The 14765-nt window shown below is 64.2% G+C and carries 16 protein-coding genes and 1 pseudogene; 9 read left to right on the top strand and 8 right to left on the bottom strand.

The window, feature by feature from the left end; translation table 11 throughout:
• Positions 1 to 606 precede the first annotated feature (606 nt).
• The 7 genes from ACIRRA_RS25880 to ACIRRA_RS25850 form a co-directional block, all read right to left on the bottom strand.
• Positions 607 to 1620, bottom strand: coding sequence for a transposase (locus ACIRRA_RS25880; RefSeq protein WP_402772920.1), 1014 nt, complete (start codon positions 1618 to 1620; stop codon positions 607 to 609).
• Positions 1617 to 2051, bottom strand: coding sequence for a transposase (locus tag ACIRRA_RS25875; protein WP_402772917.1), 435 nt, complete (start codon positions 2049 to 2051; stop codon positions 1617 to 1619). Before ACIRRA_RS25875 ends, ACIRRA_RS25880 begins: the two co-directional genes overlap by 4 nt.
• A 139-nt stretch (positions 2052 to 2190) precedes the next feature.
• Positions 2191 to 3213 (bottom strand): NADP-dependent oxidoreductase, encoded by a 1023-nt coding sequence (locus tag ACIRRA_RS25870; RefSeq protein ID WP_402772914.1) that lies wholly within the window; start codon positions 3211 to 3213, stop codon positions 2191 to 2193.
• Positions 3214 to 3464: 251 nt separating this feature from the next.
• Entirely contained in the window at positions 3465 to 3806 is a 342-nt protein-coding gene (locus tag ACIRRA_RS25865; RefSeq protein ID WP_402772911.1) for a hypothetical protein, read from the bottom strand.
• Positions 3807 to 3972: 166 nt separating this feature from the next.
• Positions 3973 to 4620 (bottom strand): TetR/AcrR family transcriptional regulator C-terminal domain-containing protein, encoded by a 648-nt coding sequence (locus tag ACIRRA_RS25860; RefSeq protein WP_402772909.1) that lies wholly within the window; start codon positions 4618 to 4620, stop codon positions 3973 to 3975.
• The gene (locus ACIRRA_RS25855; RefSeq protein WP_402772906.1) at positions 4617 to 5519 is read right to left on the bottom strand and encodes an alpha/beta fold hydrolase; all 903 of its coding nucleotides are present in this window, start codon (positions 5517 to 5519) and stop codon (positions 4617 to 4619) included. The genes ACIRRA_RS25860 and ACIRRA_RS25855 overlap by 4 nt, the downstream gene beginning before the upstream one ends.
• A 258-nt stretch (positions 5520 to 5777) precedes the next feature.
• Positions 5778 to 6305, bottom strand: a complete 528-nt coding sequence (locus tag ACIRRA_RS25850) for a MarR family winged helix-turn-helix transcriptional regulator (RefSeq protein WP_402772903.1) — start codon at positions 6303 to 6305, stop codon at positions 5778 to 5780.
• Positions 6306 to 6429: 124 nt separating this feature from the next.
• On the opposite strand from ACIRRA_RS25850, the gene ACIRRA_RS25845 reads away from it, so the two are divergent.
• The 4 genes from ACIRRA_RS25845 (at position 6430) to ACIRRA_RS25830 (ending at position 9039) form a co-directional block, all read left to right on the top strand.
• A complete protein-coding gene (locus ACIRRA_RS25845; protein ID WP_402772901.1) occupies positions 6430 to 7347 on the top strand; it encodes an NAD(P)/FAD-dependent oxidoreductase in 918 nt (305 codons plus the stop codon).
• A gap of 268 nt (positions 7348 to 7615) precedes the next feature.
• Positions 7616 to 8110, top strand: a complete 495-nt coding sequence (coaD, locus tag ACIRRA_RS25840; RefSeq protein ID WP_402773328.1) for a pantetheine-phosphate adenylyltransferase — start codon at positions 7616 to 7618, stop codon at positions 8108 to 8110.
• Between the two features lie 206 nt (positions 8111 to 8316).
• Positions 8317 to 8613 carry a DUF6412 domain-containing protein gene (locus ACIRRA_RS25835; protein ID WP_402772899.1) on the top strand — a complete coding sequence of 99 codons (297 nt, stop codon included), beginning with the start codon at positions 8317 to 8319 and terminating at the stop codon, positions 8611 to 8613.
• Positions 8614 to 8739: 126 nt separating this feature from the next.
• Entirely contained in the window at positions 8740 to 9039 is a 300-nt protein-coding gene (locus tag ACIRRA_RS25830) for a hypothetical protein (RefSeq protein ID WP_402772896.1), read from the top strand.
• A gap of 147 nt (positions 9040 to 9186) precedes the next feature.
• On the opposite strand, the gene ACIRRA_RS25825 is transcribed toward ACIRRA_RS25830, so the two are convergent.
• Positions 9187 to 9765: a TetR/AcrR family transcriptional regulator gene (locus tag ACIRRA_RS25825; RefSeq protein WP_402772893.1), complete on the bottom strand. Its 579-nt coding sequence runs from the start codon at positions 9763 to 9765 to the stop codon at positions 9187 to 9189.
• Positions 9766 to 9823: 58 nt separating this feature from the next.
• Here ACIRRA_RS25825 and ACIRRA_RS25820 point away from each other — a divergent pair, with 58 nt between their 5' ends.
• The 5 genes and pseudogenes from ACIRRA_RS25820 to ACIRRA_RS25800 form a co-directional block, all read left to right on the top strand.
• Entirely contained in the window at positions 9824 to 10174 is a 351-nt protein-coding gene (locus tag ACIRRA_RS25820) for a VOC family protein (RefSeq protein WP_402772890.1), read from the top strand.
• Positions 10175 to 10453: 279 nt separating this feature from the next.
• Complete coding sequence (locus tag ACIRRA_RS25815) at positions 10454 to 11374, top strand: SAM-dependent methyltransferase (protein WP_402772887.1); 921 nt, start codon at positions 10454 to 10456, stop codon at positions 11372 to 11374.
• 156 nt (positions 11375 to 11530) lie between these two features.
• Positions 11531 to 12334 carry a hypothetical protein gene (locus ACIRRA_RS25810; RefSeq protein ID WP_402772884.1) on the top strand — a complete coding sequence of 268 codons (804 nt, stop codon included), beginning with the start codon at positions 11531 to 11533 and terminating at the stop codon, positions 12332 to 12334.
• Positions 12335 to 12707: 373 nt separating this feature from the next.
• Positions 12708 to 13898, top strand: coding sequence for an IS701 family transposase (locus tag ACIRRA_RS25805; protein ID WP_402773326.1), 1191 nt, complete (start codon positions 12708 to 12710; stop codon positions 13896 to 13898).
• Positions 13899 to 14111: 213 nt separating this feature from the next.
• Positions 14112 to 14765: pseudogene (locus ACIRRA_RS25800) on the top strand (IS1380 family transposase); the annotation flags it as partial.

Here is a 14765-nt window from a genome sequence, read left to right as displayed (position 1 = left end):
CATTGGCGTGCTGGATCCTGCCCTGTAATTCGTTGTGCGAGTTGGTATTAGATGCGTTATGTGGCCGGTCGCGGCGAGTCGACGAAGCGCTCGATAGCGAGAACCTCGAACACCTGTTCGTCCAGGCTGGGGTGTGGTGGCAGTCGATGATCGGGTGAAGTTGGTCAGCAGTGGGGTGTCGGTGTTCGAGGTCCTCGCTATCTGGGGGGTCGCCGTAGTACTCGCCGAAAATCGGGCAGATATCGGAGTTACCACAGCTGAGGGCGCTATCGGTCGTGACGTTTGGGTCCAAAGAGGCGTCGCCACCGATAGATCACCTGGCAAGGCTCGCAGCCAGGGCGGCTATCGAAAATCCTTGCCGCGCTGGCCGATCCGGTGCGGTTGCGGGCAGTGCGAGCGCTCTCCGAGGCGGGAGAATTGCCGTGTACCGAGCTTCATCGACGCGCATCAGCTGCGAGCAAGTCGCACCCGATGCGATCCTCCGGCGGGGCATGTCCGCAGACCTTCGTTCGTTGACGAGACACCGTGCACCCGCCTCGCCATGAGCGAACAGTCAGACCGTGACGTCCGGTTGATCTCGGAAGCTGTCAAACCAGATGAGACCGGTCAGGCCACGAATTCTGTGTTGATGTTCTCCTTCGGGGGTTCGTTGATCCAGGCCGATGTCGGCAGTTTCGGTGGGTTCGGTGGCCGTCGGAAACGTCCGGGGTTGGCGGCGTAGGCGGCGGTGAGGACCTTGCGGCGTTCGGCCCGTATTTGGTGGGCGGTGCCGTCGTGAACCGTTGCGGGAGTGTGTAATCCGATCCCGGAGTGGCGGTGGTGGTTGTTGTAGTGGGTGAAGAACGCCTGGCAGAACCGGTCGGCCTCGCGGATCGAGGCGAAGCGGCCCGGAAACGCCGGGCAGTACTTCAGGGTCTTGAAATTCGCCTCGCTGTAGGGATTGTCATTGGACACGTGTGGCCGTGAGTGCGAGCGGGTGATGTGCAGGTCGACCAGCAGCTCGGCGACCGGTTTGCTGGTCATCGGGCCGCCGTTGTCGGCGTGGATGTAGTCCGGGATGATGCCGTTGTTCGCCGCGATGGCGTCGAGCTGGAATTGCTTGGCGATCCACTGGGATTCGGCGGGGATGACCTTCCAGGCAACGGCCTTGCGGGAGAAGATGTCCAGCATCACCAGCAGTGTGTAGTACTTGCCTTTGAACGGCCCGGCCAATTTCGTTGCGTCCCAACTCCATACCTGATTCGGGCCGGTCGCAACCAGCTCCGGTTTCGTCCGTGGCGGGTGGCTGGCCTGCCGGCGGCGTTCGCGCACCTCACCGTGGCCGCGCAGCAGCCGATACATCGTCGAGATCGAACACAGATACCGGCCCTCATCGAGCAGGATCGCCCACACCTGCGCCGGCGATTTGTCCACGAACCGGTCGCTGCGCAACTCGGTCAGCACCGCGGCCCGCTCGGTACTCGACAGCGCGGCCGGATGCACCACCGGCCGCCGCGGACCGTGGCGGGGCGGTTGCGGGTGGCGGTGCCGGTGCAGGGTGGCGCGTGACTTGCCGGTCAGCGCGCACGCTGCCCGGGTGCCACACAACGGCTCCAGCTCACCGGTCACCTCATCGATCACTTCGGTTGCTTGCCCACGGAATCCGCGCTCTCGGAGAGCATTTCCAAGAGCTCGACAGCTTTTCCCAGGACCGCCAGGGCTTTGTCCTTGCGCGCCAACTCTTCTTCCATCCGCGCCAGCTTCGCCGCCAACCGCTCGTTCTCCCGCTCGGCCGCCGTCTTGGTCGGCTTGGGGCCAGTTGGCTTGGCCGCCAACGCATCCAACGCGCCCGCATCCCGGGCGCGACGCCACTCGATCACGTGCGAGTGATACAAACCCTCCCGCCGCAACAGCGCCCCGCGCGCCCCCGGCTCGGTCAACCCGTCGTACTCGGCCACGATCGCCAACTTGTACTCCGGCGTGAACCTGCGCCGCTTCGGCCGCGCCGACTCACCCCTCTTCGACCGCTTCACTGCCGCGCCGTCCTCGGCGGGCAGATCGGCCGCACCCATCGTCACCTTGCTCTATATCCCTGAACTCGCCCTACATCACCTACAAGGAACATACAGACCAATTGGTCTCATACGAGTCTGACAGGAAGGGTCTTTCATACGGCCTGTATCTCTGGCAGCCCTTGGTGGTCGGTGGGTTTCACGACTCCACGATGTCGACCAACTGCTTACCGAGATTGCCGCCCTCGAAGACAGCGCGCAGTGCACTCGGCGCGGATTCCAAGCCGCTGCTTACGGTTTCGGCGATGGTGAGCTTGCCCCTGTCGTGCCAGTCTCGCAACGCCGCGAACGCCTCCGGAAAACGGTCGAGGTAGTCGAGAAAGATGAACCCTTCCATGCGTGCTCGGCGCATGGCCAGCTGCATGTAGTTCCGCGGCCCGCACTCTGGATCCGCACCTTGATACCCGGAAGAGATTGCGCCGGCCAGAACAACACGAGCACGGGGCGCCAGGTGCGCCAGACCATGCTCCAGGACACGGCCGCCGACACCATCGAAGAAGACATCGACACCGTCCGGGGCCAGGCGGGTCAAACAGGCGTCGATGTCATCATGTTTGTAGTCGATGGCGGCATGCAGGCCCGCACGATCAGTGATCCAGGAGCACTTGCCCGGACCGCCTGCGGTGCCGATGACAGTGCAGCCCAAGGCTTTCGCTATCTGGCCCGCAATCGATCCGGTCACACCGGCCGCAGCCGACACCAGCACCGTCTGGCCGGGCTCGGGCCGGCCGATATCCGTCATGCCGAAGTACGCGGTCAAGCCGGGCGCTCCGAACAGGCTCAGCATCAGCGTGGGGGGTACACCGTCGGGCACCACGTTCAGCCCGAACAATCCACCTTCGGACGCGACGGCATAATCCTGCCAGCCGACCATACCGGCGACCCAGCTGCCCACCGGATAGCTCGGGGTGTTCGAGCGCACCACCTGCCCCACCCCGCTACCCCGCATCACGGTGCCGACTTCGACCGCATCAATGTAGTTGTCCGCATCGTTGAGCCAACCGCGCTGCGTGGGATCAATACCCAGCCGATGCACCCTGATCAAGGCTTCCCCCGGCCCAGGAACCGGAACCGGAACGCTCCTGAGCTCGAAATCCCCATCCCGCAACGCGCCCTCGGGCCGCCTCCGCAAAATCCACCGCCGGTTCACCGTATCCACCACCAGGCGATGCTAAATCACACACATCGCAGTCTTCGAACCGTTTTCCACCGCACGGTATGCGGCATGATAGGGCGTTCGCAGCACGTCCCTTGGCGACCGGACTCGATCTGGCGAGTCTGGTCTGTCCATGGGAGGACCGAGCTGATCCGCGGGAATGGTTTTCCGGGGCTGGTTGGCGATCCCACTACGACTTTGCCCGAGGTCGGGTGAGGGCGGTCCGCCAGCATAACCCCGTGGCGTGAGGAAGTGCGTTATCCCCTTATCCCTGCAGCGACTTCGCTACACCGCGGGCGATGAAACCGGAGCCGCGAGAGCTCGCGGTGCGTCGCATAGTCGGCGACTATGCGGATCTCGGCGTCGTCGATGGAGCCGTCGTGGACCTCGAGATTGTTGCCGCGGATGTAGATGAACCAGCTGAGTGTGCCAGCGGGCGTGTTGGCCCGGCCGAGTGGCGGGCTCGTGAGGTCTTCGCAGATGGAGTAGTCGAGTGAGCCGAGATTGTGGCCTTGCAGCAGATCCGTGATGATCGACTTGACGGCGTCGAGCCATTCAGGGCTCCATGCCTGTAGGTGCCATCTGAAGGATGGTTCCACGGGTCGGTGGGCTGATCTTGCGGTGGTTTGTGAAGGCGTGGGCCACGGTTTGCGAAGCCGGTTTCGTTGGGGCTGTTTGATTTCCGTCACGGCGTGGACGGCATCGCAGCGACGGTCGGACAAGACTGGCCGCTTCGCAATTTCCTTCTACCACAAAAAAAGTGGGCTAAATCTCCGTGGGTGCCGATCCCAGGCGCTGTGCGAAGCCGTCGAGCATGGCGGCCAGGCCGATGTCGAAGTGGTCGGTGTCGGCGGCGGCGTCCGCGGCGGCGGCGAGCGGGGTGTAGTCGGGAGAATCGGGTGCGGGCTTACGGCTGCGCCCGGTCACCGCCGCCGCCCAGCCCAGGACGTGCCCAATGGTGTATTCGCGCACGCAACGTGCCAGCTGTAAGGCGAGCACCGGGGCGAATCCGGCCGCGCACAGTCCGGCGATCATTTGGTCGCCGATCTCGATCGCGGCACGGTCGCGGACCGGGCGGGTGGCGAACACCGGTACCGCGTGCGGATGATCCTGGAGCGTCTTGCGCAGCCGGTCGGCGTAGCCGGACATCAGGTCGCGCCAATCGGACTGCCATGCAAGAGTTTCGAGGTCCATCTCGACGAACAACCGGACCGCGACGGCATCGAACAAGTCCTGCTGATCGGCGACGTGACGGTAGGCGGCCATCGGATCCGCGCCGAGCGCCGTCGCCAGTTTGCGCATCGAGAAACCGTCCAGGCCGGTCTCGTCGAGCACCGACAAGGCCACCGCCGCAATGTAATCGCGATTCAACGTGGCCCGCGCTGTCCGCTGCGGGGCACGTTTGCCGGTCATCGGGTCAGCTCCGCGAAGGTCTGCACCAACTGCTGCGCGAACTCGCCGGGATGGGTCTGATAGGCGGTGTGCCCGCCGGGGAACTCGACACAGGGGGTTTCGAGCGCGGTGGCGAGCGCCTCGGTGGCGACGAAGTATGGGCGGCCGACGCTGGCGTGGCCGACGGCCGGTCGCCATGGCACCGAAGTCGTTCGCAGCGCGGCAAGATCCGGCTGGTAGTCGAAGAAGTCGGGTAGTTCCCGCCGCATCAGCAGATCGGTGTTGCCGAGCATCCGCATCATCGGCGACGGCGGCCTGCCGGTGACCGCGCGCAGGACCGGCGCGACGGCCAGCGCCGCCGAACTTGCTGCAGCCAGCGCCGCCTGCCCGGCCCGCGACCGCAGCGCCGCAGGTAGATTCGGTGCGGTCATTGCCCCGAACGCCGCGAACCCGCGCATCGGACCGCTGTCGACGGCCAGTTGATGGATATGCGTGATCTCCTGCCGCGCCGGATCATTCGCCGCCAGCAATTGCACCAGTGGCGGTTCGTGTGCGATCGCCGCCCGCACCCGTTCGCCGTGGTGGGCGATCAGTTCCACGGTGATGATCGCGCCGCTGCTGTTGCCGAATACCAATGCCCGGTCGATCCGGTAGGCATCGAGAATCGCTACGACGTCCTCGGCCTGCGTCTCTATCGCGATGTCTGCATCCGATTCGGTGAATTCGCTACGCGAATTGCCGCGCCGATCGAAGGTGATCACCGTGAAGTGGTCGGTCAACAACGGAACCACGTGCTCGTACATTGCCGCGTCGCCGCCACCCCCGGACACCAGCACCAACTCCGGGCCCGACCCTGCCGACTCCACATACAACCGAGCGCCATTCGACTCGACCGCATGCACTGACCGATCCTGTGTCATACGCACCTCCAACACACCTTAGTCTACGTTGTAGACTAAGTCTACATTGTAGATGCCAGCGCGACGAGACCACCGCCACAGTGGACGATCGGAACAGCTTCCGCGGTAGTCGACAGATTCAGTGGATGAGCACCATTCGGCGGTATCGGACGTTCCGCCAGCCTCGGATCGACACGGCCAGTTGACCTTCCGATGTCCTGCGCTGGCCGGTTCGGTCAGCGCGGTATGCGGCAGAATAGTGCGTTTGCTATGTCGGGATCAGCTCGAGCCTGCCGTGTGCTCGGTTGAGTTTTCGGTCCGGTGTATCCGGGTTTCCATGGTGCATGCCAGGTCCTGTAGGGCCTGGAGGATCCCTGCTCGGTCCGGGCCCAGTGCGGAGAGCAGCATCGCGTGGGATTCGAGTTCCCGTGGGAACACGTCGTCGATCGCCTCGATTCCGGTAGAGGTCAGACACACCAGCGCCGAGCGCCGATCGTCGGGATTCGGTGAACGAGTGATCAGACCCCTATGTTCGAGCCTTCCGAGGGTCTTGCTGACCCCCGCCCGCGACATACCCAGATGCTCCGCCAGACGGATCGCTGTAATCCCCTCGCCCGCGTAGCGCAGAGGCACAAGCAATTCCACGTCGGCCGCGCTGAGCCCAGCAGCGGCGTAGACGGGTTCGACTGCGTGGTCGAGCAACTCGGAGATTCGTTTGATCTGACTGACCAGCTCCATCGGGGAGGTGTCCAAGGCGGGGTTGTGCTCGCGCCATCGCTCGATGGTGCGTTCTCGCAGCGTCTTCACGACCACCTCACCCTTCTTTGTTAACTGGTGAACAATCGGTTAGGTTCGATCCTAACGCGGTGTCGAGACGACAACGTCGCGGGGACAGTTGGGGCGGAAGGGAACTCGTATGCAACATGACGTCGTGGTGATCGGTGCCGGCGCCGCAGGGCTGAGCGCGGCAACGGTGCTGGCGAGAGCCTGTCGTGGCGTGGTCGTCGTCGATGCCGGTGAACCACGTAACGCTCCCGCGCAGCATGTTCACGGTTTCTTGTCGCGCGACGGCGTCGAGCCGGCCGAGTTGTTCGCAGCCGGACGTGCTGAAATGCTCGGTTACGGCGCCCGGCTGCTCGATGATCGGGTCACGAGCATCGAAGCCTGGCAGGGCGGGTTCGCTGTGCGCGCGCAGAACTCGACGCTGACGACCCGCACAGTCCTCGTCGCGACCGGTCTGCGCGACAAGTTGCCGCAGATCCCGGGACTGCACGAACAGTGGGGCATCGGTGTCCTGCACTGCCCGTACTGCCATGGCCACGAGGTACGCGACACCGCGATCGCCGTCATCGGCGGGGACAACAGGCCGTTCACACTCCATCAGGCATCGCTGGTTCGCCAGTGGTCGGCCGACGTGATCTTCTTCCCGAACGGAATCGGTCTATCCGAGCAGGAACGCCGCGTACTGACCACCCGCGGCATCCGCATCGACGACAGGGTCGTCACGCGAATCATCCTCCGCGACAGTCAGATTTACGGCATCGAACTCGGTGATGGTCGACTGGTGCGACGACAGACGGTGTTCATCGGACCGACCTTCCTCCCGAATGATGAACTGCTGACAGACCTCGGATGCGCAGTCGGCGACGATGGCTGGGTCACGGTCGACCCGACAGGGCTCACCAGCGTCGAAGGAGTGTGGGCGGCAGGCAACGTCGTCGACTCCCCGGCACAACTGATCAGCGCCGCGGCAGCAGGATCGAAGACAGCCATCGCCATCAACCACCACCTCCTCGCTCGAGACATCGAACACGCTCTTGCACTAGCGAGCACCGGTCCCCATGAGTAACCGAGATGCTCACCGAGGGCGGACAACGCACGGAACTCGGCAATAGCGGACGTTCTGTGCCGCAACGTGTTCTGGCCTCCGACCGCCCCGCTCTGGCCGATTCGGTCAGCGCGCTATGCGGCAATATAGTGCGTTGACAGCCGCGCATCCGGAGACATCCGGTCGCGGCCGTTCGGTATCACGGGCAGGGAAACGGCTGATCCTCCCGGGCCCTCACCCGGACAGTGACGACGGCGAAGATAGCGAAGTGATCATGGGCGAAGCGGTCATCCGGCGCGTGGTCTGCCCGGGCTCCTTCGACCCGGTGACCAACGGCCACCTCGACATCATCGGCCGCGTCGCGACGCTGTTCGACGAGGTGATCGTCGGCGTCGGCAGGAACGCTGGCAAGCGCGCGCTGTTCACCGCCGAGGAGCGGATCGCCATGATCCGCAACGTCACCGGCGAATACCCGAACATCCGCGTCGAGGCCATCGACGGGCTGCTCGTCGACTTCTGCGTGCAACACGGCGCGCACGCCATGGTGAAGGGCCTGCGCGCGGTGAGCGACTACGAATACGAACTCACGATGTCGCACATGAACCACCGGCTGTCCAATGTGGAGACGCTGTTCGTGGCCACCGATCCGGACTACAGCCACCTGTCCTCGTCGCTGATCAAAGAGGTCGCGGGGCTCGGTGGCGACATCTCCGGGCTGGTCCCCGATCATGTGCTCGACCAGCTCACGACGCGACTGGCCGAGCGCAAGGCGAACTCCGATTGACTGCCTACCGGCAGCATCGGCGTCATTGAGCATCGTGACCGGGTCGCCACCCTCGAATCAGCACGGCCAGTTGATCTTTGCCTGCACCCCGCTGGCGGTTCGGTCAGCGCGCCATGCGGCATGTGTGTGCACTCGCCCGGGTGGTCTCGTTCAGACCGGAGATGACACGAGCTGTGGGACGTTGTGGGTTCTGTAGCATTCGTTGCGTGCCGATAGATTTCAGCGACCAGGCCCTGGTGCTGAAGTTCCTCGCTGCCTCGATCCTGCTGTTCATGCTGCCGGTCACCGCCGGGAGCGCGGCACAGGCGATGGCCGCGGCCGTTGTGGTCCTTGCGGTGGCAATCGCGGCCGCACTGATCGGTGATTCGGCACGGTCGACGGGCTACTCGTTGACCAATGCATGTGACGACACCCTGATAACCGTCTCGTGCAGGCACAGTGACCCCGATGCCGCCGGGCATGTTCAAGCGCGCGCCCCAGGACTGAGCATCGCGGCAGCCTAGACCTTCTTCGGCAGGATCTCGGAGGGGATTGCGGCGGCCGGATTGGTTTCCGTACCTGTGTTGTCCCGCACCTGCTCTGGTGAGTATCGGCATGCCTGCCGTGGTGCATGTCCCTGGGGTGTTTCGATGGTTCTGTCGATCATGTCTATCTTTGCGCGATGTGCGCAGTGTCTGCGCACTGCAATTTCGCGTGTCACTGGATATCTTTGCCTTGCCTATTTCTCTGCCGCGCAATCGATTTCGGTGGGGAGTCTGTGGGCTGGCGCGTTGTTGCTGGTTGCGATCCCGATCGCCGAGATCGCCGTCGGCCTGGATGTGATCACGACGGTCGCGCTCATCGCACCTGGATGGGCTGTGCTGCTCGTGATCGTGATGGCGGGCGTCTACATGTACCGCCGACGACGGCACCGCAAGTCAGCCGAGTGACGAGACTTTTCGCCGATGCCAGCCAGCGGGCCGCGCGGATCCGGTGCCGGGCCTCCGTACGAGGGGGGCGCCGACCGCCCCGCGCTGGCTGCATCGGTCGGCGCGACCAGCGGCATAGGATGTCGCGTTGGTCGGTCACGGGTCGATCTATGTGGTGGCGTTCCGGAGGATCGAGTTCAGTTCTTGGCGTATAGCGGTCGGCGTGTTCGGCTGCACTTGCTGTTGCACAACAGTGCCCAGCAGCCAGGACAGCAGCATGCGCGCCGTTGTCGCGGAATCCTCGACGGGGAGTTGGGCGGTGATCTCGCTCAGCAGCGTGTGCATGTCGTCGAGGGTTGCGCCGACCGTTTCGTACGAGCGATGGCGGCCGGTGTCGATCCAGTACTCGAACCACAGGAACGCGGCGTTGGGCTGCTCAGCGAACGTCGTCAAGTAGGCGTTGACCACCGCCCACACCTTTTCGGCCGGATCGTTTTCGGCGTCAGCGGCCTGACGCAGAACCTTCACCATCGCGGTCACATGTTCACGCATGGCGAGATCCACGAGCTGGTGGATGTCGTCGAAGTAGTAGTGCACCGCGCTCTTGGTGAGCGGGCTCGCCTGCGCGACCGAGCGCGCTGTACATGCGGCCAAACCATCGCGTGCGAGAACCTGTTTGGCCGCGTCGACGATCTGCTCGCGCTTGCCGCGCCGGTTGGCCTCGATCACTGGTCTCGTCGCTGTCACAGCTCCAATCTACCCACCCCGTTGCCAAGTTGGGACACCCGACCTAAAGTCAGGACACATGTCCCAAGTTTTCGTTTTCCACGATGTCCGCACCACCGACCTCGACGCCTCGCGCCGCTTCTATTCCGAGCTGTTCGGCTGGCCGATCACCGAATCCCCCGCAGGCCCGATGCTCGGCACCAGCGACGGGGTCTGGGGAGGATTCACCCCGCTCGCCGACGACGATTCGCGTCGCCCTCAATGGATCCCATACGTGCCGGTACCCGACGTGGATGCCGCAGCCCAGCAGGCGGTCGCGCTCGGCGCGCGAATCATCAAGCCCCGCATCGACCTACCACCAGGGTCGGTGGTCGTGATCGACGAACCCGGCGGTGCGACACTGGCGCTGTGGCAGGCCGCGCAGCAGTAGCAGCCGTGCGCCAGCACTGCGCGCTGCCGCCATCGGCGGCGATCACCGACCATGCCCGCCACGCCGAATGACTCGGCTACCGCCGAGTGTGGGCGTGTGAATCGCCTGCGCTACACGGCGATCTGTGGATCGCGCTCTCACGTATCGCGGAGGCGACCGACCACATCGACCTGGGCGCCTCGGTTAGGTTTTCGGGGTTGAGGGGATCCACCTGAGCCTTCAAAAGCGTTATGCCACTTGCCGAATGCACTCGCAGTTCAAAGAAAGGTAGGGCAGAACTTGACTTCGACCAGGTACGACGGAGACAGCTGGGATCTGGCATCCGGTGTCGGCGCCACCGCCACCATGGCCGCGGCGGCCCGGGCGATAGCGACCCGCACACATCGGCAGCTCATCGACGACCCGTTCGCCGAACCGCTCGTGCGGGCGGTTGGCGTCGAGCTTGCCACCCAGTTGGCGACCGGCGAGGTGGCCCCCGTCGGCTTGGTCGAACAGATATGGATCGACGTGGCCAAGGTACGGACCAAGTTTTACGACGAGTTCTTCCGTGATGCGACGAACGCGGGCACCACGCAGGTCGTGATCCTGGCGTCGGGGCTGGATTCCCGCGCCTACCGGCTGGCCTGGCCGGCCGGGACCGTGGTGTATGAGGTCGACCAGCCGCAAGTCATCGAATTCAAGACCCGCACACTGGCCGAGCTGGGTGCTGTGCCCACCGCCGACCGCCGAGTGGCCGCGGTCGATCTACGTGAGGATTGGCCCACCGTATTGCGCACCGCCGGATTCGACCCGGCCCGCCCGACCGCATGGAGCGCCGAAGGACTGCTGGGCTACCTGCCGCCCGAGGCGCAGGACCGCCTGCTGGACACCATCACCAACCTCAGCGCACCCGGAAGCCGGGTGGCCACCGAGAGCAGGCCCAACCCGCAACCGGGCCAGGAGGACAAGACGAGAGAACACCTGCACGGCATCTCCGACCGCTGGCGTACGCAGGGTTTCGATCCCGATATGGCCAGGCTGCGGTATTTCGGTGAACGCAATGAAGCCGCTCCCTACCTGACCGACCGCGGCTGGGCACTGAACGAAATCAGCGTCCGAGACCTGCTCGCCGCCAACAACCTTCCACCACTGAAGGACGACGACATCCGCTTGGGCGACATGCTCTACGTCAGCGGCACCCTCGCCAAGACCACGAGGTAGCGGCTACCCGCCACGTCGCAGGTTTCGACATGGGCACAAGACTATTGGGTTCGCTGGTACACGCTCATCGGCTACGAGAGTGTATTGACGAGACGTTCTCGGAGCGCTGAACAATTGAGTAGTCGTGCTGTGGGCGACCTTGGCATACTGCGCGGCATGGAGGCGGAGAAGCGGCTGTCGTGCGGCTCGCGCGGTGGGCCATTCGAGACCGAGTCCGATCAACCGGATCCTGGACTCGCGCCGACGCTGGAAGCACTCGACGAAGCCTTCGGCTCAGTTGGGCCGCCCGTCGCGGTCGACTGCTGCCAGCACTGCAAGAACGCGCACGACTATGCTCCCCTCCTGACACGCCCGCGTCATCAGCTGACCGGGACCGAACTGGGAGCCTATGCCTTCAGCGTGTTGAACACCGTTGGCTCCGAAGCTGATCTGCACTACTTGACCGGACGCATTCTGCAACTGCTGCACAGCGACGACAGCCGAATGCCCGACATCGAAGTGTTCTACGACAAACTCCGCGAGGCTGGTTGGCAATCCTGGCCGCAGGCCGAGGCCATCGGTGCCGTCTTCGATGCCCTCTGGCATGATCTGCTGACCCGCGACTCTTCGCGTGAGTCGGTCGAGACTCTGTTGTGCGCATTGGGTTTGGCCGAGAACACGATTGCACCTCGGCTGTCGCGTTGGGCCGACCTCGACTGCGAGACCACGATCTGCCGACTGTACGAGTTCGCCATGTGGGGTTGCCGACAGAAGGACGGACTTCTGCTTCCGCGCAACGCCTTCTGGAACCGGGAGTTGCCGACTTACCGCGAACTGGTCGTCTGGCTCAACGAGGGACCGGCGCTGTGCGCGGTCATCGCGGCCTTTGATCGTTACGAGGACCCCCACCTGCTCGAGGTCCTCGCGGATATTCACAGTCTCCTGGTGATGTCCGGCCCCGAGCCCGACAACACCACGTAATCGGTAGTAGCGGACGTTCTGCACCGCAACAGGTTCCAGGCGCCGGCACCTTGCGCTGGCCGGTTCGGTCAGCGCGGTATGCGGCAGAATAGTGCGTTCCATGAATGCACAGTCTGTGCGTATCGGTCGGCCCTGGGGCTTGAGCGGCCTAGTACTCCAGCCAGACTTCGTGATCGATGATGCTGCTGGTCAGGGTGTTGGGAGTGGAGCGGCCACCGCGTGATCATGTTGTGTTTGTGTGGGACACAACTGAATTGGCGGTGGCCGCGCTCGACAGCGTAGCCGCTGGCCTGTGGCGGCGACAGTTCGACGAGTTCACCGGCACGATCGGGCGCGGTTCGCGCGGGTGGAGACTCGCCGCACCGCCGCAAGGATGCTGGCCGCGATGATGTCGGAGCTGCCGAGCAAGAACTGCTGGACACTCGCCGAGCACGCCGGCGATCGGTCGCCGGACGCGATGCAACATCTGCTCGCGTCGGCGGTGGTCGATGAGGATGGGCTTCGAGATGACCTGCGCGGCTTTGTGGTCGAGCATTTGGGCGACACCGACGCAACACTCGTGGTCGATGAAACCGGCGACCTGAAGAAGGGCGTGCACACCGTCGGGGTCCAGCGTCAATACACCGGCACTGCCGGCCGGATCGAAAACAGTCAGGTCGCGGTGTATCTCACCTACGCCACGACAGTCGGGCACGCCTTTCTCGATCGCGCCCTCTACCTGCCGAAATCGTGGACCACCGACCCGGACCGCTGCCGGCAGGCGGGCGTCCCGGCCCAGGCGCGCTTCGCCACCAAACCCGCTCTCGCGAAGCGGCTGATAATCGGTGCTCTCGACGCCGGTGTCCCCGCGTCGTGGGTGACCGGCGACGAGGTCTACGGCGGCGATCCGAAATTGCGCGCAGCCCTCGAATCCCGTGACACCGGTTATGTTTTCGCCGTCGCCTGCGATCACCGTGTCACCACAGCGACCGGCCGCGTCCGCGCCGACGTTCTCGCGAAAGGCTTGCCGAAAGGAGCGTGGCAGCCGCTCTGGGCCGGTGATGGGGCCAAAGGCTCCCGCGTCTATGACTGGGCCTGGATCGAGATCGACGCCGATGACGATGACGCCGTCCCCGGACATCGCTGGCTGGTAGTCCGCCGCAACCAGCGCACCGGGGAACTGGCCTACTACCGCTGCTGGAATACCGAGCTGGTGGCGTTGGCGCGGCTGGTGAAAGTGGCCGGTCGCCGCTGGTCGACAGAGGAGAATTTCCAAACCGCCAAGACCCTGACCGGACTCGATCAGCACCAGGTACGAAGCTGGCGCTCGTGGCACCGCTGGACCCTGCTGTCCATGCTCGCCCACGCCTTCCTCACAGTCCTCGCCATCGCCCACCACGCCGACACAAGCCCCGCTGACCTGATTGCCTTGACCCGCAACGAAATCCGGCATCTGTTCACCACGCTGGTTCTCACACCGGCCTGCACCGTCGGCCACCGGATGCGCTGGTCGCACTGGCGACGCCGACATCAATACCGCGCCCGCCGCAGCCACTACCAGCGACGATCCCGACTCACACCATGATCACGAAGTCCTGCTGGAGTACCAGGGAATCTGTCAGCCGCACAGCACCTTCCACCACCACAATATTTCAGCAATGCGGAAGCCTCAATAAGCCTCGATCCACCGAGGTAATCGAGAATCGAAAGGGCGGTGGAATAGCGAAAGTGTCCTCTGACCTGGAATGATTGGTGTTCTTCACGCAACAATCAGATCCAGTTCGGAAAGACACTTTCAGTGCGATTGTTCCACACGTTCGCCGAGGACTCGGCACGCTTCGATGACGACAACCTGGTGTCGGTGGCCGGGTTGGTGCCGGTGATGACGTTGGCCGAGCAAACCGGCCTGACCAGCATGTTGGCCGACAAGGTCGCGATCACCGCGCCGCGGATCAAGTCCGGATCGGCGAATCCAGGCCCGAAGCTGTCCACTCTGATCGCGGGAATGTGCGTCGGCGCGGACAGCATCGACGACATCGATCTGTTGCGCAGCGGCGGCGGCAAGAACCTGTTCGGCGGGGTGTATGCGCCCTCGACAGTGGGAACATTGTTGCGGGAGTTCACCTTCGGACACAGTAAGCAGTTGGAGTCGGTGCTGAGTGAGCACCTGTGCGCCTTGGTCGATCGGGTTGATCTGTTGCCCGGCAAGCAGATGCGGTGTTTCGTCGATATCGACTCGTTGCTGCGCCCGGTCTATGGGCACCAGAAACAAGGCGCGTCCTACGGTCACACCAAGATCGCGGGCAAACAGGTTCTCCGCAAAGGACTTTCACCGTTGGTCGCGACGATCAGCACCGACCTCGCCGCCCCGGTCATCGCGGGGATGAGGTTACGCGCGGGCAAGACCGGTTCCGGCAAGGGCGCCGCCTCGATGGTCACCCGAGCGATCAAC

The sequence above is a fragment of the Nocardia sp. NPDC101769 genome, assembly GCF_044766925.1.
Lineage (GTDB): Bacteria > Actinomycetota > Actinomycetes > Mycobacteriales > Mycobacteriaceae > Nocardia.
This window is presented reverse-complemented; position numbering and strand designations above follow the sequence as displayed.

Coding starts and splice junctions, on each gene's coding strand:
- ACIRRA_RS25830 (WP_402772896.1), top strand. CDS start 8,740: ATGGTTCTGTCGATCATGTCTATCTTTGCGCGATGTGCGCAGTGTCTG.
- ACIRRA_RS25855 (WP_402772906.1), bottom strand. CDS start 5,519: ATGACACAGGATCGGTCAGTGCATGCGGTCGAGTCGAATGGCGCTCGG.
- ACIRRA_RS25875 (WP_402772917.1), bottom strand. CDS start 2,051: ATGGGTGCGGCCGATCTGCCCGCCGAGGACGGCGCGGCAGTGAAGCGG.
- ACIRRA_RS25820 (WP_402772890.1), top strand. CDS start 9,824: ATGTCCCAAGTTTTCGTTTTCCACGATGTCCGCACCACCGACCTCGAC.
- ACIRRA_RS25810 (WP_402772884.1), top strand. CDS start 11,531: ATGGAGGCGGAGAAGCGGCTGTCGTGCGGCTCGCGCGGTGGGCCATTC.
- ACIRRA_RS25805 (WP_402773326.1), top strand. CDS start 12,708: ATGCTGGCCGCGATGATGTCGGAGCTGCCGAGCAAGAACTGCTGGACA.
- ACIRRA_RS25860 (WP_402772909.1), bottom strand. CDS start 4,620: ATGACCGGCAAACGTGCCCCGCAGCGGACAGCGCGGGCCACGTTGAAT.